Below are 19,113 nucleotides of genomic sequence, written 5' to 3' on the forward strand. Positions count from 1 at the left end.
GAATAGTGCCGCGGCCGGATCGGCCGCGGCACGGACCGCTCCGCGGGTGCGGTCAGGCGCCGCTGCGGGCCGCCCGGCGGTAGAGCACGCCACCGGCCACCAGCAGCGCGAGGCCGGCCGGGGCCAGCACGTCGAGGCCGTCCACACCGGTGTACGCCAGGTGGGTGGCCGCGGCCGGCGCCTGCTGCGGGGCGGCGGGGGCCTGCTGCACCACCGGGGCCGCCACCGGCGCGGCGGCCGGCGGCTGCGCCGAGGTCCGGGTGCCGGTCACGCCGGCCACCGAGCCGGTGGGGGCGGAGACCGGGGCCGCCGGGGTGGAGCCGACCGGCGGCGGGGCCTGCGGGTGACCGGGCGTCTGGTGGTTGACGCAGTCGTTCCCCATCGCCGGGTTGAGCAGGCCGACCACGTCCACCGAGTCACCGCAGGCGTTGACCGGCACGCTGACGGGCAGCTGGCCGTTGTTGCCGGAGCCGACGCCCGGCGAGCCCTGCGTGGCGCCGGAGGCGGAGCTGCCGGCCACCGGGGGCGGCGGGACGCCGGGGATGCCCGGGGTGCCGGGGCCGTTCTGGCCGCCGCTGTTCTGCCCACCGCTGTTCTGGCCGCCGCCGCTCTGGTCGCCACCGTTCTGGCCACCGCCGGTCTGCGAGCCGGTACCGCCCTGGCTGCCGCCGTTCTGCGAACCGCCGCCCGCCTGGCTTCCCCCTCCGTGGTGGGCGGGGGCGCTGGTGTTGCCGCACTGGTTCCCGTAGGCCGGGTTCAGCAGGCCGACCACATCGACCGTGTTGCCGCAGACGTTCACCGGCGCGTCCAGCGGGACCTGGACGGTGTTCCCGGAGGCCACCCCGGGTGACCCGGCCGCCGCCCCCTCGGCCTCGGCCCCGCCCGCGTAGGCGTAGCCGGCGGTCGAGGCCAGCACGGTGCCGGCGGTCATCGCCGTGAGGATCCCTTTTCTGGCAACCTGACGCATTCGTACCCCTGACATGTGATGGTCGGAAATTCCGACGAAAGCTTTTCCCGCCCACGGTTCAACGACTGAGCCGCCGAAAGGTTGAGCCAACCGGTGGCAGCTCACCCGATCAGGTGGATTGAAGCGTCGGCCATTGATGAAACGGAACCGATTCCCGGCCCGCCCCTCCACATGCCGGAAGGGGCACCCCCGCCTCGGGGTGCCCCTTCCGTGGTGCTGCTGCTAGCCGTTGAAGCAGGTGTCGCCGAACGCCGGGTTCAGCAGGCCGATCACGCTGATGGTGTTGCCGCAGACGTTGACCGGCACGTGCACCGGGACCTGCACCAGGTTGCCGGAGACCACGCCGGGCGAGTCGGTGGCGGCACCCTCGGCGCCGGCCCCGCCGTTCGCCGAGGCGATGCCGGCGCCGGCCAGCATCAGCCCACCGGCGGTGGCCGCCACGGCCGCGATCTTCTTGACGTTCATGAATTCCTCCTGATGATCCGGGCGGCGCGGTCATCCCGGCCGCCATAGGAGTGAACGACGCTCTGCCATTCGAGTGATGGCAGCCGTTCGTCATTCACTCCTACCGGTGATGATTCGCTAGCCCTATCGACCGACAATCAGAGGAATTCGATTTCCTGCTCTCCCGCCCGCTCCGGTCAGCAGGCGTCGATGAACCGGTCCAGCACCCGGACCCCGAACTTCAGGCCCTCCACCGGCACCCGCTCGTCCACGCCGTGGAACATCCCGGCGAAGTCCAGCTCCGGCGGCAGCTGCAGCGGCGCGAAGCCGAAGCAGCGGATGCCCAGGTCGGTGAAGGACTTGGCGTCCGTGCCGCCGGAGAGGCAGTACGGCACGGCCCGGGCGATCGGGTCCTCGGCCCGCAGCGCCGACTGCATCGCCTCCACCAGCGGCCCGTCGAAGCTGGTCTCGATCGCCTTGTCGTGGTGCAGGCTCTCCCGCTTCACCCGCGGCCCGAGCACCGAGTCCAGCTCCGCCAGGAACTCCTCCTCGTAGCCCGGCAGGAACCGCCCGTCCACGTGCGCCGTGGCCTGCCCGGGGATCACGTTCACCTTGTAGCCGGCGCCCAGCATGGTCGGCTGCGCGGTGTTGCGCAGCGTGGTGCCGATCATCTTGGCGATGCCGCCGAGGATGCGCAGCGTCTCGTCCATGTCCTCCGGGTCCAGCGGCACCCCGAGCGCGTCCGACAGCTCGTCCAGGAAGGACCGCACCGACTTGGTGATCCGCAGCGGGAACTCGTGCCGGCCCAGCCGCGCCACCGCCTCGCACAGCTCGGTGATCGCGTTGTCGTTGTTCATCATCGACCCGTGCCCGGCCCGGCCCTCGACCGTGAGCCGCATCCAGTGCATGCCCTTCTCGGCCGTCTCGATCAGGTAGAGCCGCGCCCGGTCGTTCACCGTGAAGGAGAACCCGCCGACCTCGCCGATCGCCTCGGTGACGCCCTCGAACAGGTCCGGGTGCTTGTCCACCAGGAACCGCGCCCCGTACGACCCGCCGGCCTCCTCGTCGGCCAGGAACGCCAGCACCAGGTCGCGCGGGGGCTTGCGCCCGGTGCGCAGCCGGTCGCGCACCACGGCCAGGGTCATCGCGTCCATGTCCTTCATGTCCACGGCCCCGCGCCCCCAGACGCACCCGTCCGCGATCTCGCCGGAGAACGGGTGGTGGGTCCAGTCCTCGGCGTTGGCGGGCACCACGTCGGTGTGCCCGTGGATCAGCAGCCCGGGCCGCGACCGGTCCTCCCCCTCGATCCGCACCACCGTCGACGCCCGCCCCTTGGCCGACTCGAAGATCTTCGGCTCCAGCCCGAACTCCGCCAGCTGCTCGGCCACGTACTCGGCCGCCGCCCGCTCCCCCGGGCCGGACTGGTCGCCGTAGTTGCTGGTGTCGATCCGGATCAGGTCCCGGCAGATCTCCGCGACCTCGGACTCCCCGTTCACCGTCGCCCCACTCATGCGCCCTCCTCGTCACCGGCCATCGAGGCCAACCTCCCGCCATCCTCCCCCAGGCCCCGCCCGCCCCCAAGGAATTCCCCGGGACAACCTCCCCGATCCCAGCCGTCCACCCCCCGGCCACCCCCACACCCCTAGGCTTTTGGGCCCCCACGCCATCCTTTGCTACAGTTATCCATGTCAGCCCGGCCAGTCACCGCACCGGCCGCGCGGACACCACCTAGTCCGGGTGGCGGAATGGCAGACGCGCTAGCTTGAGGTGCTAGTGCCCTTTATCGGGCGTGGGGGTTCAAGTCCCCCCTCGGACACCGACCGTAAGCCCACGGCTTTCGGACATGTGCTGGTTGAGATTCCTCTCAACCAGCACATTGTGCTTTCCGGGGTCGTACGTGAGGACCAGGCCGAGCCGCTGGCAGAGCGTGGCGCGTTCCGCCGGTTTCGCGGCTGCCAGGACTGTGACCAGGTCGCTGTGGGCCCGGACCAGGACGGCGATGTCGTCACGGGTCACCTGACCTGCTCGGGCCGACCGAGCAGTACGTGGTTCGGCCTCGGGCCGGCCGCGGGCGGCGTACGTCTCGGCGATCCACTGGCTGATCACGGCAGGTTCGCCCCCCGGCTTTAGCGCGGCGATGGGCTGCCGTCTTCGCGTCACGCTCCGCGTGCGTGCGGGTGCGGGAGCGGCTGCCGACCCCTGCGCCGAAGCTGGCAGGATGGCCTGACCGCATCGCAGTCACGAGGCCGTGACCAGGCAGAACAGGTAGCTATGGTGAACACCCGAAGGAACGGGCCGGCCACGTCCGCGATCTTCGGCCGCGAGTCGGAACTGGCCCGGGTCGGCAGCCTCCTGGATGCCGCGGGAGGCGACGGGTCCCACGTCCTGGTCCTCACCGGGGAGCCGGGCGCGGGGAAGAGCACACTGGTCGAGTGGGCCGCCGCGGAGGGCGGCGCCCGGGGTTTCCAGGTCCTGCGCGTCCGTGGCAGCGAAGGGGAGAGCGGACTCGCACTCGCCGGGCTGCACCAGTTGCTCCGTCCCCTCCTGGTCGGCCTCGACGACTTGCCGGGGCGTCAACGCACGGCGCTGCGCTTCGCGTTCGGGATCGACGAGGAAGGCGAGGCACCCGTCGATCCGCTGCACCTGCGCGTCGGCGTGGTCACGCTCATCACCGAAGCCGCCGCCCGGCAGCCCCTGCTGCTCGTGGTCGACGACATCCAGTGGCTGGACCTCGGGTCCCTGGACCTCCTGGCCTTCGTCGCCCGCAGGCTCGACGGCGAGGCCGCGGTCATGCTCCTGGCCTCCCGCGAGGACGGCGTGCCCGGGCGGTTCGACCGCGAATTCCCCCACCTCGTCACGGGTCCGCTGACCCGTGCGGACGCCGGGCTGCTCCTGAACGTGCAGCCGACCCCGCCGACCGGACGGGCACGAACACAGGTACTCGAGGACGCGGCCGGCAATCCCCTCGCACTCATCGAGCTGTCCCGGGCGGTCGCCAAGGGAACGGGCCCGCTGGGGGCGGCACAGGCGCTGCCGCTGACCCGTCGGCTGGAGAACCTCTTCGCCGCCGAGCTCCCGGCCCTGCCACCGGACACCCGTGCCGCGCTGCTCCTGGTCGCGGCCGCCGGCACGACACGGCTCGCGGACATCCTGCGGGCAGCGGCCGGCCGCGACGCGATCGCCGACCTGCTGCCCGCCGAGAGCGCCGGACTCCTCCGGCTGGACGGCGGGCAGGTCGTGCTGCGCCACCCCCTGGTGCGTTCCGCCGTCTACCAGGCAGCGACCTTCGCCGAGCGCCGTACGGCGCACCTGGCCCTGGCCGAGGCGTTCGCGGCCGAACCCGACCGTCGGGCCTGGCATCTGGCTGCCACGGTCGCCGGCCAGGACGAGACCGTGGCGGATGCCCTCGCCGCAACGGCCGAACGAGCCCGCGGCCGCGGCGGCTACGCGGCCGCGGCGGCTGCGCTGGAACGCGCGGCCGAGCTCACGCCCGACCCCGAACTCGGCTCGCGACGCATGCTGGCCGCGGCGACCTCGGCGATGCACGCGGGGCACCCACAGTGGGTGGGAGAACTCACCGCCCGCGTCGAGGGCCTGACCGGGGACCCGGTCACCCGGGCGGAGGCCAAGCTCTGGGGAGGATGGGCCCTCGGCCTGACTTTGCGTCACCAGGAGGCGCTGAGGGCCCTGCTGTCCGTCGGGGAGTCCATGGCCGAGGTCGCGCCGCTGCTCGCCCTCGCCGCCGTCGGCACCGCCTCGACCTATGCGTACAACACGGGTGATCCGTTCTACGGCAACGAGTTGCTGCGCATCGGGGATCTGATCAAGGCCGAGGGAGGTCTCGCCGACCGGGCCTGGCTGGAGACGGCCGTCCGGGGGCACAGCCACCGCCGACAGGCCCTCGACCTGTTCCACCGTGCCCTCGCGGCCATGGAGCCGGACTCGCTCTTCGATCTGACCGTCCTCAGCGGCGTGGCCATGAAGCTCGACGAGGCGGAGGAGGCCACTCGACTGCTGGGCCGCACGATGGACCATCTACGACGTGCCGGCACCGCCGGATCGAACGCCACCATCACGCAGGCGCTGGCTAACGTCCAGTGCGACACGGGGGCTTGGGCGGGGGCGCTGGCCGCGACCGAGGACGCGTACTGGATGGCCTCGGAGGCCGGGGAGGACAACGTCACCATCGGCTCCCTCGTCCTGCAGGCCACCCTCGGCGCCTTCCGGGGGGAGTACGAGGCCGCCTGCGCCCGGCTGCAGGAAGCGGTGTGCGGACTGGACCTGCGCAACGCCCGTCTGCTGCAGGTCCGTTACCACTACGCGCTGGGCATGGCCAAAGTGGTGGAGGGCGACCACGAGGGCGCCTACGCCGAGCTCCGCAACACGTTCACCCACGACTACCGACCCGCCCCGGTCCACTACCACGCCTCCGCCTACTACGTGGCCGATCTCGCCGCCGCGGCCGTCCGGGCCGGACGGATCGACGACGCCCGGCTCGTGCTGGAGGCGACGGAACGCACGCTCGGCAGCGAGCGGTCGCCCCGCGTGCAGGCCATCGTGCATCGCGCCGCAGCCCTGGTCAGCGAGACCGACGAGGCTGCCGAGCAGCACTTCCACGCCGCCCTGGCCGATCCGGCGGCACGCCGGTGGCCGTTCGAACACGCCCTTTCCCAGCTCGACTTCGGCGAGTGGCTGCGCCGTCGGCGGCGCACCGCCGAGGCTCGTCAGCCGCTGAACGACGCGCTGGAGACGTTCCGGCGCCTCGGCGCCCGTCCGTGGATCGACCGCGCCGCGGCGGAACTGCGCGCCGCGGGAGCCTCCGTCCTCCAGGGCTCCGAACCGACCCCGAAGGCCGAACTGACGCCGCAGGAAATGCAGATAGCCGAGTTGGCCGCGCAGGGACTCACCAACCGGGACATCGCGTCCCGGCTCTACCTCTCGCCACGCACGGTCGGGTACCACCTCCACAAGGTCTTCCCGAAGCTGGGCATCACGTCCCGGGCCCAACTCAGGGACGCCCTTTCGGAGTGACGCACCGCTGCGACCGCTCCGGCTGTCGGGCACGGGTCCTGGTCCGCGGCCGCACCTCCGCAGCTGTGCAGGACGGGGACAGCGGTGGGGCGCGAACGGTCAAGTCCGCCCGGCAGGTCCGGCCTAGCGTTCCCGGCAGAGGGAGCGAGGGGCTCTCCCGGGGCCGCCCGACGACGTCGACCTTCCCTGTGCCGTCGCGTCGTCGGGCTTCCCGGCCGGCAGAACGTGATGGGGCGAGCGAGTGGTGCGTCGATGACCGGGACCGGTGAACAGGTCGGCACCGCGGGCGGTTCGGCCTGGTCGCCGCTGCGCGGGCGCGTCTTCCGCGACCTCTGGCTGGCTCAGTTCGGTTCGAACATCGGCAGCTGGATGCAGACCGTCGGTGCGCAGTGGCTGCTGGTCGGGCACGGTGCCGCCCAGGTGTCCATGGTCCAGCTCGCGGCCGGCCTGCCGGTGCTCTTCCTCGCGCTGCCCGCCGGGGTCCTGGCCGATCTCGTGGACCGGCGCCGCCTGCTCCTGGTGATGCAGGCCGCCATGGCGCTGGTGGCCGCGGCGCTGGCCGTGCTGGCCTTCGCAGGACTGCTCGGAACCTGGGCGCTGCTGGCCCTCACGTTTCTCCTGGGATGCGGGAACGCGCTCAACGGCCCGGCCTGGCAGGCGGTGCAGCCGTCGCTCGTGCCGCGGGACGAGCTGCGCCAGGCCGCGGCGCTGGGGGCCGTGAACCAGAACCTGGCGCGTGCTGTCGGCCCGGCTCTCGGCGGAGCGTTCGTCGCCGTCCTCGGGGTCGGCTGGACCTTCGCCGTCAACGCCGCGTCCTTCCTCGGCATCCTGGCGGTGCTGGCGACCTGGCGGCCCGGCGGCCCGGCGCGCGCCCCCGGGTCGGCTCAGGAGCGCGAGCACCTGATCGCGGCCCTGAAGGCCGGCGACCGGTACGTCCGCAACGCACCCAGGATCCGCCGGATCCTGTTGCGCAGCGTGCTGTTCGTGCCCGGCGCCTCCGCCCTGTGGGCGCTGCTGCCGGTAGCCGCTCATCAGTCCCTCGGTCTCGGTGCCGCCGGCTACGGGCTTCTCCTGGGTGCGGTGGGACTGGGCGCCGTCGCGGGAGCGGCGGCACTGCCGGCGGTGTCCCGGCGGATCGGCGGCAACGGCGCGCTGGCGCTCGCCGGAGCCGTCTTCGCGGGCGCGCTGCTGACCATCGCCGTCAGCACGAACGTGCCGCTCACCTTCCTGGCGCTGTTCCTGGCAGGAGCGGCGTGGATCACGGTGCTGTCCACCTTGAACGCGGGCCTGCAGGTCGCGCTGCCGGCCTGGGTACGGGCCCGCGGCGCGGCCTGCTACCTGCTCGTCTTCCAGGGCGGCAGCGCCCTCGGTTCGCTGCTCTGGGGACAGTTGGCGCAACATGCCGGCGTCTGCGCGGCAATGGTCCTGGCGGCGCTGTCCCTCCTCGTCGGGGTGCTGTCCCTGCACCGCCTTCCCCTGCTCGGCGGCCGGGCCGACCCGACGCTCTCGGAGGCCTGGCCCGAACCCCAGGTGGTCGTCGAACCGGCCCCCCAGGACGGACCGGTCCTGGTGACCGTGACCTACCAGGTGCGGGCGGAGCAGGTTCCCCGGTTCGCTGCGGCGATGCGGAGGGTGGAGTCCTCCCGGCGCCGCACGGGCGCCGTCACCTGGGGCCTGTACCGGGACGCGGGCCGGCCGGAGCAGTTCGTCGAGACGTTCACCGTGGCATCGTGGTCGGAGCACCGCGCACAGCATCACGGGCGCTACACCGGAACCGACCGCGCCTTCGAGACCGACTCCCGGGAACTGCTCCACCGGGAACCGACCGTCGCCCACGCCATGATGGTGCGTGGCACGGGCGACGCCCAAGGCTGAACCGCGAACGTCGCGCCGCGGCCCGCGCCTTGATCGTGCGGCACATCGCGTCCCGCCCGGACGGCGAACCGCGCGAGTGAGCCCTGACGGCCCGCTTCACCCCGCGCCCGGAACGCGCACCCATCCCGACACCCTCCAGGAAGATCCATGCCCGCCCAGCACTCCGTCTCCAGCCCCCGGCCCCGCCCCGAAGGAACCAGCACCGAGATCCACCTCGACGCCCGGATCATCCTGAGCGAGGATCAGGCCCTCGACATCCCGGTCCGCTTCGGTTACCGCGGCGACGACCCGTTCGCCGTCGCGCTCGAATTCCTCGGCCCCGCCGCCGCAGCGGGCACCTGGCGGTTTTCCCGCGAGCTCCTGCGGGACGGACTGCGCAAGCCCGCCGGCCTCGGCGACGTCCGTATCTGGCCGCCCTGCCCCTGCCACGGCCGCCCCCACCTGCGCGTCATGCTCAAGGGATCCGACGGATCCATCCTCCTCGACCTCCCGACCCGGCAGGTGCGCCGCTGGCTCCGCCGGGAAAGCTACGCGCTCGTCCCCCACGGCACGGAGGGCAACGCGATCGACTGGGACACCGAACTGCACGGCCTGACTTCCTGATGTCCCAGCGGCACGCTGAGACACGGTGACGCACGGCGCCCCCGCCCTCGCCGACGTCACGGCGGGGGCGGGGGCAGTAGCGGTTCGGCCACTCACTCCCGGTACAGCAGGACGGTGAGGCCGGCCAGGACCGCGCTGGCCACCAGGGCCCAGGCGACCTGCCCGTGCAGCACCAGGACCGCCCCCGGCAGGGCACCGGCCAGCATGGTGGCGACGGCGAGGATCCTCCTGCGCTGGCGGGGCCCGGTGCCGCCGGCCGGGCGGGAGTCGGCCGCCAACCCGGTCAGGGTCAGGGTCAGCACGGTGGTGGTGAGATCCGGCACCCCGAGGCCGCGCACGGTGCCGTTGCGCAGGCCCATCGCCACCGCCACGAGCGCGATCACGGCGAGCCGAACGGACCCGTTCGCACCCCACGCGAAGACGACGGCAGCGGCGATCACGTGCAGCACGACCTCCAGGATCAGCGCGGTGCGCAACCACCGGACACGTCCGACGGCGGCGCGCCGCACCGCGAGCCGGCCGGCCAGTCCCGCGCCGACCAGGAAGGCGCCGAGGGAGGTCAGCGAGCCGGTGACGGAGAACCCGGGCGCTCCGGCCAGGGCGAATGCGATGACGACGACGTTGCCGGTCATGTTCGCCGTGAAGACGTGGCCGAGACCGAGGTAGCTCACCGCGTCGATCAGACCGCTGACCACGGTGAGGCCGAACAGGGCCAGCGCCAGCGGGTGGCGGTCGTGGACCTGCGGTCCGGGCAACTGGGGCGGTGCTGTGGTGCGGGGACCGTCGGCGGACGTGGGCACGACGCCTCCTTGGGGTGTCGGGGGATGCGGGCAGGGGCACCGCCTCGATCAGGCGGTGCCCCTCGTCACGTTGATGGATGGTCAGAAGAAGCAGGGGTCCGCCGGCACCGCGGGCTGCCCGGGGAGGGCGAGGCCGCGCGCCGAACGCCAGGCGTGCTGCTCCTCGGAGGCCGCCACGGCGTCCAGTACGCCCTCGGCCTGCTGGACGCCGGCCAGGCTCGGCGCAGGGGTGGCGTGGTAGCCGCCGAAGCGGGTGACCGGGCTCCAGGACGGCGTCACCGCGGGCAGCTCCGGGACCAGCCCCCGGTGCTCCTGGGCACCGTGGACGATCCGTCCGCCGACGACGGTGAGGACGGCCTCGATGTGCGGGATGTCCGCCTCGGGCACGCTGAAGTAGTCGGCGCTGAGCAGCGCGACGTCCCCGTAACTGCCCACAGTCAGACGCCCCTTGACCGCTTCCTCGCCGGTGAGGCGGGCGCCGCCCAGGGTGTAGAGCTCCAGCGCCTGCTCGCGGCTGAGCCGGTTGTGGTCGGCCGCCAGTCGCCGCCCGCTGACGGCACGGCCCGAGACCAGCCAGTGCAGCGCGACCCACGGATTGTAGGAGGAGACCCGGGTGGCGTCGGTGCCCCCCGCGACGGTGAGGCCGCGGTTCAGCATCGCGCGCACGGGCGGGGCCTCGGCGGCGGCCGGGGCGCCGTAGCGCGAGACGAACGCCTCGCCCTGGAAGGACAGGCGGTTCTGCACGGAGACGGCACCGCCCAGGGCGGCGATCCGGTCGAGGCTGTCCGGGCTCACCGTCTCCGCGTGGTCGAAGAGCCAGCGGTTGCCGTGCGGGAAGAGGCCCTCGGCGGCGAGCTTCTCGAAGACGGCGAGGTCGCGGCGGATGGTCTCGTCGTAGGTGGCGTGCAGGCGGAAGCCCCAGCCGTTCTCCATCAGCAGGCGGACTGCCTTCTCGAACTGCGCTTCGTAGGCGCCAAGTTGTGGCCGGGGCTCGGTGAAGTTCTCGAAGTCGGCGGCAGCCCAGGTGAGGTTCTCGCCGGCGCCGTTGAGACGCAGCCACTCATCGCCTCCGGGTTTCACGGTGCTGATCCAGCGGTTGAGGTCGTCCAGCTCCTGCCCCGCGGTCTGTGGGAAGAGGTGGTAGGCGATCCGCAGCGTCAGCTCGCCCCGGCGGGCCAGTTCCATGACGGTGCCGTAGTTCTCCGGGAAGCTCTGGAAGCCGCCGGCGGCGTCGATCGCGGAGGTGAGGCCGAAACGGTTCAGCTCGCGCAGGAAGTGCCGGGTGGAGCCGGCCCGGTCCGCCTCGTCCAGCATCGGCGCCTTGGCCAGCGTCGAGTAGAGCAGCAGCGCGCCCGGGGCGGCGATCAGCAGGCCGGTCGGCTCGCCGTCGTGGCCGCGCACGATCTGACCGCCGACCGGGTCCTGGGTGTCCCGGGCGAAGCCGGCGGCGCGCAGCGCCGCCCGATTGAGCAGCGCCGACTGGTAGAGGTGCAGCACGAACACGGGCGTGTCGGGGGCTGCGGCGTTGAGCTCCTCCAGGGTGGGCAGTCGGCGCTCGGCGAACTGGTCGGCGGACCAGCCGCCGACCACGCGCACCCACTGGCCGGGCGGGGTGCGCTCTGCCTGCACCTTGAGCATGGCCAGGGCCTCGCGCAGCGTCCGGACGCCGTCCCAGCGCAGCTCCATCACGTAGTTGAGTCCGCCGCGGATGACGTGCAGATGGGCGTCGTTGAGCCCCGGGACGGCCCGACGGCCGAGCGCGTCGACCACCCGGGTGCCGGGGCCGACCAGCGGGACGACCTCGGCGTCGTCGCCGACGGCCTGGATCGATCCGGCGCGGATCGCGAGCGCGGTGGCCTGGGGACGGCCGGGGGCGTTGGTGTACACCTTGGCGTTGCGGATGACCAGGTCCGCAGGCTGCTCCGGGGCGCCGGGGCGGACGCCCGCGACGGGCATGGTGGCCATGATGAGTCCTTTCACGCAGGGGAGTTCGGCGGATCGGCGAGCCACTCGCCGGCTCAGTGCAGGCTGTGCGCGGCGGGCGGCGGCGCCAGCGCCCGGCTTCCGTCGCCCTGCGGAACGGCGGCGGCGAGGGTCAGCGCCGCGAGCTCCGCCCCGGCTCGCTCGAGCCGCACCGGCAGGGTGTCGGTGCGCGCGTCGCCCGTCCCGCCCCAGTCCTCGGAGGCCGCGAAGACGGCGGTCGGGGCGACCAGCGCGCGCTGGTAGGCGAAGAGCGGGCGCATCGCGTGCTCCAGCGCCAGGGAGTGGCGCGCGGTGCCGCCCGTCGCGCCGATCAGCACCGGCTTGCACGCCAGGGCGCCGGGATCGAGCAGGTCGAAGAACGACTTGAACAGGCCGCTGTAGGAGGCCGAGAAGACCGGCGACACGGCGATCAGCGCGTCGGCCGTGCTCACCTCTGCCAGCGCGTCGGCCAGCACCGGAGCGGGGAAGCCGGAGAGCAGGTGGTTCGAGATGTGGGTCGCCAGTGGACGCAACTCCTGCAACTTCACGCGGACTTCACGCCCGGCGGCGACGAGGTGCCTCGAGCTGGCCTCGGCGAGGCGGTCCGCCAGCAGGCGGGTGGACGAGGGCTGGCTCAGCCCTCCCGAGATCACGGCCAGCGTGATCGGCGAGGTCGGTTCCATGTCGGGCTCCGTTGCGGTCAGGAGGCGCCGGTGGCGCGGTCGCGGAGAGTGGCGTGGGTGGGTGCGTCGGGCACCGTCGTGGGCCGGCCGACGGCGAACTCCTTGCGGAGCACCGGCACGACCTGCTCGCCGAGGATGTCGAGCTGCTCCAGCACGGTCTTGAGCGGGAGGCCGGCGTGGTCCATCAGGAAGAGCTGGCGCTGGTAGTCGCCGACGGCCTCGCGGAAGCCGAGGGTGCGCTCGATGACCTGCTGCGGGCTGCCGACGGTCAGCGGCGTCTGCTCGGTGAAGTCCTCCAGCGACGGGCCGTGGCCGTAGACCGGCGCCTTGTCGAAGTACGGCCGGAACTCCCGTACCGCGTCCTGGGAGTTGGCGCGCATGAAGACCTGGCCGCCGAGCCCGACGATGGCCTGCTCGGGCGTGCCGTGGCCGTGGTGGGCGAACCGGGTGCGGTAGAGCTCCACCATCCGGCGGGTGTGCTCCTGGGGCCAGAAGATGTTGTTGTGGAAGAAGCCGTCGCCGTAGTAGGCGGCCTGTTCGGCGATCTCCGGCGAGCGGATGGAGCCGTGCCAGACGAAGGGCGGCACGCCGTCCAGCGGGCGCGGAGTGGCGGTGAAGGACTGCAGCGGGGTGCGGAAGCGGCCCTCCCAGTCGACCACCTCCTCGCGCCAGAGCCGGTGCAGCAGTGCGTAGTTCTCCACGGCGAGCGGGATGCCCTGGCGGATGTCCTGGCCGAACCAGGGGTAGACCGGGCCGGTGTTGCCGCGCCCGAGCATCAGGTCCACCCGGCCGTCCGCGACGTGCTGGAGCATCGCGTAGTCCTCGGCGATCTTCACCGGGTCGTTGGTGGTGATCAGCGTGGTCGCGGTGGAGAGGATGATCCGCTCGGTGCGCGCGGCGATCCAGCCGAGCATGGTGGTGGGCGAGGACGGCACGAACGGCGGGTTGTGGTGCTCGCCCATGGCGAAGACGTCCAGGCCGACCTCCTCCGCCTTGAGCGCGATCGCCAGCATCGCCTTGATCCGCTCGTGCTCGGACGGCGCCCGTCCTGTGGTGGGGTCGACGGTCACGTCGCCGACGCTGAATATCCCGAACTGCACGGGGTGCCGCCTTTCCGCTGACTGGCCGAGCCCGATCGGGCCCCAGCGAAACCTAGGCAGCCGGCGGCCGGCGAAGTACTTCGCAGCGCATCACCACTTGCCCCTCAGTGCACTGCGGCCGTCGCCCGGCCCGGCGGCGGTCAGCCGTGCAGTCTCGGACCACTGCACGGACGCACAGCGAGCAGGCCCTCCGGCCGTCGCGTTCTAGCGTCGTCGACGTGGCGCCCCGCTGGGTCGGGTCGCGCCTGATGGGACATCAACCACCGTAGAAACCAAGGAAAGAGAAGAACCATGGTCGACTTCGCCCACGTGCACGCCGCCCCGAGCCCCGACCTGCTCACCCCGGAGAACTCGATGATGCTGTTCGTCGACCACCAGCCGCAGATGTTCTTCGGCACCGGCAGCGGCGACCGCACCGCCATCATCAACTCCACCGTCGGCCTGGCCAAGGCGGCGAAGATCTTCGACGTGCCGGTGGTGCTCTCCACCGTCGCCGCCGAGTCCTTCTCCGGCCCGATCCTCCCGCAGCTGAAGGCGGTCTTCCCGGACCACGAGGTCATCGACCGGACCACCATGAACGCCTGGGAGGACGAGGCTCTGGTCGAGGCGGTCAAGGCCACCGGCCGCCAGAAGATCATCCTGTCGGGCCTGTGGACCGAGGTCTGCCTGGTCCTGCCGGCGCTCTCGGCGCTGAGCCAGGGTTACGAGGTGTACGTCGTCTCCGACGCCTCGGGCGGCGTCAGCCCGCAGGCCCACGAGCACGCCCTGCAGCGGATGACCGCGGCCGGCGCCGTTCCCGTCACCTGGGTGCAGGTGCTGCTGGAGCTCCAGCGCGACTGGGCCCGGACCGAGACCTACGTCCCGGTGACCGACCTGGTCAAGGAGCACGGCGGCGCCTACGGCATGGGCATCGTCTACGCCCAGTCGATGATCGACCCGCACGCCGCCGGCTGACGGACCACCACGGACCCAGACCGGAGTCAGACATGAACACGGGTCTTCTCCTGCTGCGCCTGGTCGTCGGTCTGCTGATCGCCGGCCACGGCGTCCAGAAGATCAGCTTCCACCTCGGTGGCAGCGGACTGGCGGGTGGCACCGCGGAGTTCAAGGGTGACGGCTTCCGCGGTGGCAGGCTCACCGCACTCGCCGCGGGCGGCACCCAGCTGGGCGCCGGAGTGATGCTGGCCCTCGGCCTGCTCACTCCGCTGGCCGGCGCGGGCGTCATGGGGGTGATGACCGTGGCCCTCACGGTCAAGTGGCCGCACGGACTGTGGGTTCAGCACGACGGGTACGAGTTCCCGCTCGTCCTGATCGTCACCGGTGCGGCGCTGGCCGCCACCGGCCCCGGCCGGTGGTCGGTCGACGGCGCTCTCGGCCTCGCACACTGGCCGTTGTGGTGGATGCCGGTGGCGATCGTCGCGGGTGTGGGCGGCGGGTTGGCCACGCGGCTCGCCCTGCACCGCACCTGAGGCAGCCGCGGCTTCACCCGCTCGGGCCCCTGGACGACTTCCCGTCCAGGGGCCCGAGCCGTTCGGCGACGGGCGGGGAGCAGGGGAACGCCCGGGGCCGGGACCGTCGGGACGACGGGCCCGGCCCCAGCGGATCACGCCCCGGTCTGCGGGGTGACGACGAGGTGCTCGGCGAGGAACCAGACCTGGGACTCACCGGTACGGATGACCTGGGAGACCAGGAGGTCCTGGGTGCCGTCGTCGCCGAGTTCCGCCGTGCGGGTGGCCGCGTCACGGGCCTCGGCGAGGATGGTCTCGTGGGCTTCGAGGAGTCGCGAGACCATGGCGAGCACGTCCTCGACGCCGTCCGGCGGGCGCGGAACGGACGTGAACTCGGCGGCGTGGCGAGGATCGCCCACCGCCACACCGCCCAGGCTCTGCACCCGCTCGGCGAGCACGTCGACCAGGTCCAGCTGCTCCTGCGCGTGCTTGTCGAAGAGCAGGTGCAGCTGGTAGAACGTCGGGCCGCGCATGCCCCAGTGGTGCTTCTTGTACATGGCGTACAGGAACTGGGTGTCGGCGAGGATGCGGTTGAGCCGCTGGCACGAGTACTGCCGGGTGTCGTGGGCCAGCGCGATCGGCAGTTGGGTGACGGTGCCGAACTTCTGGATCTCGGGGCTGTGCTGGTGCAGGCGAGGCTGGCTGGTCATGGCTTCCTTGGCTCTTCGGAGTCGGAGTGTCGGTTGTTCAGGGAGCGGACGGCCTCGGGGTCGCTGGTCCGGTCGGCGCCGCAGACGATTCCCCAGGCCGGCCACCACGGTAGGAACACGCGGGCCTGCCGCCTGTTCCGCCAACGCACCGCCCACGGCCGGTCCGTGCACCGGGTCGAAGCCGACCTTCCGTCAGCTGCCGAGCCGCAGGCGGGCGCGGACCACGCACAGCACTCTCGGACGACACCGGGTGCTCTCACGGACAACCGGCCACCGCCGACCGCCCCTAGCGTGTGGCCCATCGCATCCCGAGTGCCGTCCGAAAGGAACAAACCCCATGCCGTTCATCACCGTTGGCCAGGAGAACTCCACCTCCATCGACCTCTACTACGAGGACCACGGTTCCGGGCAGCCGGTCGTCCTCATCCACGGGTTCCCGCTGGACGGGCACTCCTGGGAGCAGCAGAGCGCCGCGCTGCTGGACGCCGGCTACCGGGTGATCACCTATGACCGCCGCGGCTTCGGCCAGTCCTCCCAGCCCACCGCCGGCTACGACTACGACACCTTCGCCGCGGACCTCAACACCGTGCTGGAGACCCTGGACGTCCAGAACGCCGTGCTGGTCGGCTTCTCGATGGGCACCGGCGAGGTGGCCCGCTACGTGTCCGCCTACGGCTCGGGCCGGATCGCCAAGGTCGCCTTCCTGGCCTCGCTGGAGCCCTACCTGCTCAAGACCGAGGACAACCCGGAGGGCGCCGCCCCGAAGGAGTTCTTCGACGGCATCGTCGCGGCGGTGAAGGCCGACCGCTACGCCTACTACCGCGACTTCTTCCAGGACTTCTACAACCTGGACGAGAACCTCGGGACCCGGATCAGCGAGGAGGCCGTCCGCAACAGCTGGAACGTCGCGGCGGGCGGCGGGTTCTACGCCGCCGCGGCCGCCCCGTCGACCTGGTACACCGACTTCCGTACCGACATCACGCGCGTCGACGTGCCGGCGCTGATCCTGCACGGGACGGGCGACCGCATCCTGCCCCTCGCGAACACCGGGCAGCTGTTCCACCGCGCCCTGCCGTCCGCCGACTACGTGGAGATCGAGGGCGCGCCGCACGGCCTGCTCTGGACCCACGCCGCCGAGGTGAACGAGGCGCTGCTGGCCTTCCTCGCGAAGTGACCCGGCTCGGCCGTGGCGCGATCGCGCCACGGCCGTTCCTGCCGCTGCGGGCCCGCCACTCCCTTGGGCGGGCCCGCAGCGGCACCCACGGATCCGCCTCCGGCACAGCGGACGCCGGACTCGAACGACAACCGGGAGGTTTCCCATGAAGCACGGCTTCGGCCGACGGATGGCCCCGTTGGCAGTGGCGCTGGCCGCGCTGACCGCGGTCGTCACCACCTCGGCGGCCCAGGGCGCCCCGTCGACGCCGGCGGGCTCGCACCCGCAACTGGCCGTCGGGCCGCAGTACGACACCACGCACGTGTACGTCGCACCGGGTACGGAGCAGGCGTTCGTGCGGAGTTGGACGTCCACTTTCGGCGGCACCACGCTCGGGCCGGTCTCCACCCAGGTGACGCCGGCACCCAGCCGGACGCTGTCCGAGCTGATCCTGTCGCCGGTCGGCACCCTGTCGGTGTTCGACTACACCACGCCCGTCCCGTCCCCGTTCGGCGCCGAGCGCACCGGCTGGCTGGTGTCCGACCTCGACCGGGCGGTCCGGACCGCCCGGGCCGACGGCGCCTCGGTGACCGTGGCGCCGTTCGCCGACCCGATCGGCCGGGACGCCGTCATCCAGTTCCCCGGCGGGATCAACGCCCAGCTCTACGTGCACGACACCGCGCCGTCCTACCCCGCCCTGGCCAGTGTGCCGGAGAACCGGCTCTACCTGTCGCCGGACGCGGTCGGCGACTTCCTGCACAGCTACCTCTCCTTCACCGGGGGCCGGATCACCTCCGACGACCGGCGGGCCGACGGCGCCGCCATCGGCCTGCCCGGAACGGGCTACCGGCTGATCCGCCTCACCTCCGGTTTCGGCACCACCGCGGTCACGGTGACGGACGGTCACCTGCCCTACCCGTTCGGCCGGGAACTCACCGGTTACGGTGTGTCGGAACTGGGCGCGACGCTGGACAGGGCCAAGGCCGCCGGCGCCTCCGTGTTGTGGGGGCCGGTCACCACGGGCGGCCGGGAGAGCGCGATGGTGCAGTTCCCGGGTGGCTACGTCGCGGAGCTCCACTCCGGGCGGTGACGGGCGGCGTGGTCGGATGGCGTGGTCGGGTGGCGAGCAGCCGGACTGCTCGCCACCCGTGCCGTTGCAGCCGGCCGATCGGGCGGGCCCGACAGCCGGCTGCCGCCCTGTCACGCCGGGACGGCGGGTCCGGACGTGCGGGCGGACTCCCGGCGCCCACCGCCCAGCAGGCGCGGACGTACCGCGGCGGGAGCGGGGCCCGTCGCCAGACCCGCCTGCCACTCACGGGGAGAGACTCCGTACGCCGCCCGGAACGACCGGCTGAAGTGGCTGGCGCTCACGAATCCCCAACGGCCCGCGACGGCCGCCACGGTCGCCCGGCCCGCCGCCGGGCCGGCCAGGTCCCGCCGGCACACGGCCAGGCGCTGCTGCTGGATCCAGCGAGCCACCGTCACGCCCTCGCAGCGGAAGAGCTTGTGCAGGTACCGCACCGACACGTGGTGGGCGGCCGCGATCCGCTCCGGAGCGAGGCCAGGGTCTCCCAGGTGGCGCAGGATGTGGTCCTTCACGCGGGCCAGGGTGGCGCGGGCCGCCTCGGGCGCGTCCGGGACGGATCGACCGCGGCGCTCCTGGGCGAGCACGAGGAGCAGGTCCAAGGCCGTCGCGGCGAGGCGGGCTGCCACCTCCGGTTCCAGCGAGCCGGCCGACCGGGAGAGCCGTGCCAGATAGGCGGCCACCAGCGCAGCGGTGCCGTCACCCGTGTCGAAGACCGTGGCAGTGAGCTCTCGCAGATCCTCCTCGGACCCTCCCATCGCCGACCGCGGCCAGTGGAAGGCCGTGAACGCGAAGGACTCGTGCAGCTCCTTGGCGAACGGCCGACCGGCGTCGGAGATGGCGAAGACGCCCGGGCGCAGCAGCGCCTGACGGCCGTCCTGCTCCAGCCGGGCGGTGCCGTGGTGCTGGAGCGCCAGCGTGAAGTGGTCCTCCCCGCCGCGGGCGATGAGCCCGGCGGTGCGGGCCACCCGCTGCGGTCCCGCCTCCACCAGGGAGACCTGCACGGCGCCCAGCTGGTGGCTGGTGACGGTGGCGGGGGCGGGCGCGGATTCGAGCAGGGACACGTCCAACGGGATGAAGGTGTGGGAGATCACCTCGTGCCAGTACTCGGCACGGTCGGCGGGCCGTACCGCGGCGGTGTCGAGGACGACGGACATCAGCACTCCTGTCACGGCTGCACGGGCAGGCCGGACCAGCCGGTCCGGCACGCGGGGATTCGGGCGGGTACGCGGTCACCGCCGGCTCCATCACAC

16 protein-coding genes and 1 tRNA gene are annotated in these 19,113 nt (G+C 72.5%); 8 read left to right on the forward strand and 9 right to left on the reverse strand.

Annotated features, from left to right (window positions below):
• Positions 1 to 52: 52 nt before the first annotated feature.
• The 3 genes from ACFYNO_RS00680 to ACFYNO_RS00690 form a co-directional block, all read right to left on the reverse strand.
• Positions 53 to 931 (reverse strand): chaplin, encoded by an 879-nt coding sequence (locus tag ACFYNO_RS00680; RefSeq protein ID WP_388002888.1) that lies wholly within the window; start codon positions 929 to 931, stop codon positions 53 to 55.
• 258 nt (positions 932 to 1,189) lie between these two features.
• Positions 1,190 to 1,432: a chaplin gene (locus tag ACFYNO_RS00685; protein ID WP_388002891.1), complete on the reverse strand. Its 243-nt coding sequence runs from the start codon at positions 1,430 to 1,432 to the stop codon at positions 1,190 to 1,192.
• Positions 1,433 to 1,608: 176 nt separating this feature from the next.
• Positions 1,609 to 2,922, reverse strand: coding sequence for a M20/M25/M40 family metallo-hydrolase (locus ACFYNO_RS00690; RefSeq protein ID WP_388002894.1), 1,314 nt, complete (start codon positions 2,920 to 2,922; stop codon positions 1,609 to 1,611).
• A 220-nt stretch (positions 2,923 to 3,142) separates the two neighbouring features.
• Here ACFYNO_RS00690 and ACFYNO_RS00695 point away from each other — a divergent pair.
• The 4 genes from ACFYNO_RS00695 to ACFYNO_RS00710 all read left to right on the forward strand — a co-directional run bounded on the left by ACFYNO_RS00695 (position 3,143) and on the right by ACFYNO_RS00710 (position 8,920).
• Positions 3,143 to 3,227 (forward strand) — tRNA-Leu (locus ACFYNO_RS00695).
• Between the two features lie 455 nt (positions 3,228 to 3,682).
• The gene (locus ACFYNO_RS00700) at positions 3,683 to 6,442 is read left to right on the forward strand and encodes an AAA family ATPase (RefSeq protein WP_388002897.1); all 2,760 of its coding nucleotides are present in this window, start codon (positions 3,683 to 3,685) and stop codon (positions 6,440 to 6,442) included.
• Between the two features lie 252 nt (positions 6,443 to 6,694).
• Positions 6,695 to 8,317 carry an MFS transporter gene (locus ACFYNO_RS00705; RefSeq protein WP_388002900.1) on the forward strand — a complete coding sequence of 541 codons (1,623 nt, stop codon included), beginning with the start codon at positions 6,695 to 6,697 and terminating at the stop codon, positions 8,315 to 8,317.
• 147 nt (positions 8,318 to 8,464) lie between these two features.
• Entirely contained in the window at positions 8,465 to 8,920 is a 456-nt protein-coding gene (locus ACFYNO_RS00710) for an SsgA family sporulation/cell division regulator (RefSeq protein WP_388002903.1), read from the forward strand.
• A gap of 92 nt (positions 8,921 to 9,012) precedes the next feature.
• Here ACFYNO_RS00710 and ACFYNO_RS00715 read toward each other — a convergent pair whose 3' ends face one another.
• The 4 genes from ACFYNO_RS00715 to ACFYNO_RS00730 all read right to left on the reverse strand — a co-directional run bounded on the left by ACFYNO_RS00715 (position 9,013) and on the right by ACFYNO_RS00730 (position 13,465).
• Positions 9,013 to 9,720 carry a YoaK family protein gene (locus tag ACFYNO_RS00715; RefSeq protein ID WP_388002906.1) on the reverse strand — a complete coding sequence of 236 codons (708 nt, stop codon included), beginning with the start codon at positions 9,718 to 9,720 and terminating at the stop codon, positions 9,013 to 9,015.
• A gap of 81 nt (positions 9,721 to 9,801) precedes the next feature.
• Positions 9,802 to 11,685, reverse strand: a complete 1,884-nt coding sequence (locus tag ACFYNO_RS00720; RefSeq protein ID WP_388002909.1) for an amidohydrolase — start codon at positions 11,683 to 11,685, stop codon at positions 9,802 to 9,804.
• A gap of 53 nt (positions 11,686 to 11,738) precedes the next feature.
• The gene (locus ACFYNO_RS00725) at positions 11,739 to 12,365 is read right to left on the reverse strand and encodes a CE1759 family FMN reductase (protein WP_388002912.1); all 627 of its coding nucleotides are present in this window, start codon (positions 12,363 to 12,365) and stop codon (positions 11,739 to 11,741) included.
• A gap of 17 nt (positions 12,366 to 12,382) precedes the next feature.
• The gene (locus ACFYNO_RS00730; protein ID WP_388002915.1) at positions 12,383 to 13,465 is read right to left on the reverse strand and encodes an LLM class flavin-dependent oxidoreductase; all 1,083 of its coding nucleotides are present in this window, start codon (positions 13,463 to 13,465) and stop codon (positions 12,383 to 12,385) included.
• A gap of 291 nt (positions 13,466 to 13,756) precedes the next feature.
• Between ACFYNO_RS00730 and ACFYNO_RS00735 the strand changes: the two genes are divergently transcribed.
• Entirely contained in the window at positions 13,757 to 14,419 is a 663-nt protein-coding gene (locus ACFYNO_RS00735) for a hydrolase (protein WP_388002918.1), read from the forward strand.
• Between the two features lie 32 nt (positions 14,420 to 14,451).
• Positions 14,452 to 14,934, forward strand: coding sequence for a DoxX family protein (locus ACFYNO_RS00740; RefSeq protein WP_388002921.1), 483 nt, complete (start codon positions 14,452 to 14,454; stop codon positions 14,932 to 14,934).
• A 134-nt stretch (positions 14,935 to 15,068) separates the two neighbouring features.
• Here ACFYNO_RS00740 and ACFYNO_RS00745 read toward each other — a convergent pair whose 3' ends face one another.
• On the reverse strand, positions 15,069 to 15,623 hold the full coding sequence (locus ACFYNO_RS00745) for a Dps family protein (protein ID WP_388002924.1): 555 nt from the start codon (positions 15,621 to 15,623) through the stop codon (positions 15,069 to 15,071).
• Between the two features lie 337 nt (positions 15,624 to 15,960).
• On the opposite strand from ACFYNO_RS00745, the gene ACFYNO_RS00750 reads away from it, so the two are divergent.
• Both ACFYNO_RS00750 and ACFYNO_RS00755 read left to right on the forward strand, forming a co-directional pair.
• Positions 15,961 to 16,797, forward strand: coding sequence for an alpha/beta fold hydrolase (locus ACFYNO_RS00750; protein ID WP_388002927.1), 837 nt, complete (start codon positions 15,961 to 15,963; stop codon positions 16,795 to 16,797).
• A 145-nt stretch (positions 16,798 to 16,942) separates the two neighbouring features.
• A complete protein-coding gene (locus ACFYNO_RS00755) occupies positions 16,943 to 17,866 on the forward strand; it encodes a VOC family protein (protein WP_388002930.1) in 924 nt (307 codons plus the stop codon).
• 110 nt (positions 17,867 to 17,976) lie between these two features.
• Here the strand turns inward: ACFYNO_RS00755 and ACFYNO_RS00760 are convergent, their stop codons facing one another.
• Complete coding sequence (locus ACFYNO_RS00760; RefSeq protein ID WP_388002933.1) at positions 17,977 to 19,017, reverse strand: helix-turn-helix domain-containing protein; 1,041 nt, start codon at positions 19,015 to 19,017, stop codon at positions 17,977 to 17,979.
• Positions 19,018 to 19,113 lie beyond the last annotated feature (96 nt).

Origin of the sequence: Kitasatospora sp. NPDC006697 (assembly GCF_042869935.1) — a bacterium.
Lineage (GTDB): Bacteria > Actinomycetota > Actinomycetes > Streptomycetales > Streptomycetaceae > Kitasatospora.

What these genes read in the sequence shown, in the direction of transcription:
- ACFYNO_RS00680 (WP_388002888.1), bottom strand. Translation starts at nt 931, where the DNA reads ATGACCGCCGGCACCGTGCTGGCCTCGACCGCCGGCTACGCCTACGCG.
- ACFYNO_RS00685 (WP_388002891.1), bottom strand. Translation starts at nt 1,432, where the DNA reads ATGAACGTCAAGAAGATCGCGGCCGTGGCGGCCACCGCCGGTGGGCTG.
- ACFYNO_RS00690 (WP_388002894.1), bottom strand. Translation starts at nt 2,922, where the DNA reads ATGAGTGGGGCGACGGTGAACGGGGAGTCCGAGGTCGCGGAGATCTGC.
- ACFYNO_RS00700 (WP_388002897.1), top strand. Translation starts at nt 3,683, where the DNA reads ATGGTGAACACCCGAAGGAACGGGCCGGCCACGTCCGCGATCTTCGGC.
- ACFYNO_RS00705 (WP_388002900.1), top strand. Translation starts at nt 6,695, where the DNA reads ATGACCGGGACCGGTGAACAGGTCGGCACCGCGGGCGGTTCGGCCTGG.
- ACFYNO_RS00710 (WP_388002903.1), top strand. Translation starts at nt 8,465, where the DNA reads ATGCCCGCCCAGCACTCCGTCTCCAGCCCCCGGCCCCGCCCCGAAGGA.
- ACFYNO_RS00720 (WP_388002909.1), bottom strand. Translation starts at nt 11,685, where the DNA reads ATGGCCACCATGCCCGTCGCGGGCGTCCGCCCCGGCGCCCCGGAGCAG.
- ACFYNO_RS00725 (WP_388002912.1), bottom strand. Translation starts at nt 12,365, where the DNA reads ATGGAACCGACCTCGCCGATCACGCTGGCCGTGATCTCGGGAGGGCTG.
- ACFYNO_RS00735 (WP_388002918.1), top strand. Translation starts at nt 13,757, where the DNA reads ATGGTCGACTTCGCCCACGTGCACGCCGCCCCGAGCCCCGACCTGCTC.
- ACFYNO_RS00740 (WP_388002921.1), top strand. Translation starts at nt 14,452, where the DNA reads ATGAACACGGGTCTTCTCCTGCTGCGCCTGGTCGTCGGTCTGCTGATC.
- ACFYNO_RS00745 (WP_388002924.1), bottom strand. Translation starts at nt 15,623, where the DNA reads ATGACCAGCCAGCCTCGCCTGCACCAGCACAGCCCCGAGATCCAGAAG.
- ACFYNO_RS00750 (WP_388002927.1), top strand. Translation starts at nt 15,961, where the DNA reads ATGCCGTTCATCACCGTTGGCCAGGAGAACTCCACCTCCATCGACCTC.
- ACFYNO_RS00755 (WP_388002930.1), top strand. Translation starts at nt 16,943, where the DNA reads ATGAAGCACGGCTTCGGCCGACGGATGGCCCCGTTGGCAGTGGCGCTG.
- ACFYNO_RS00760 (WP_388002933.1), bottom strand. Translation starts at nt 19,017, where the DNA reads ATGTCCGTCGTCCTCGACACCGCCGCGGTACGGCCCGCCGACCGTGCC.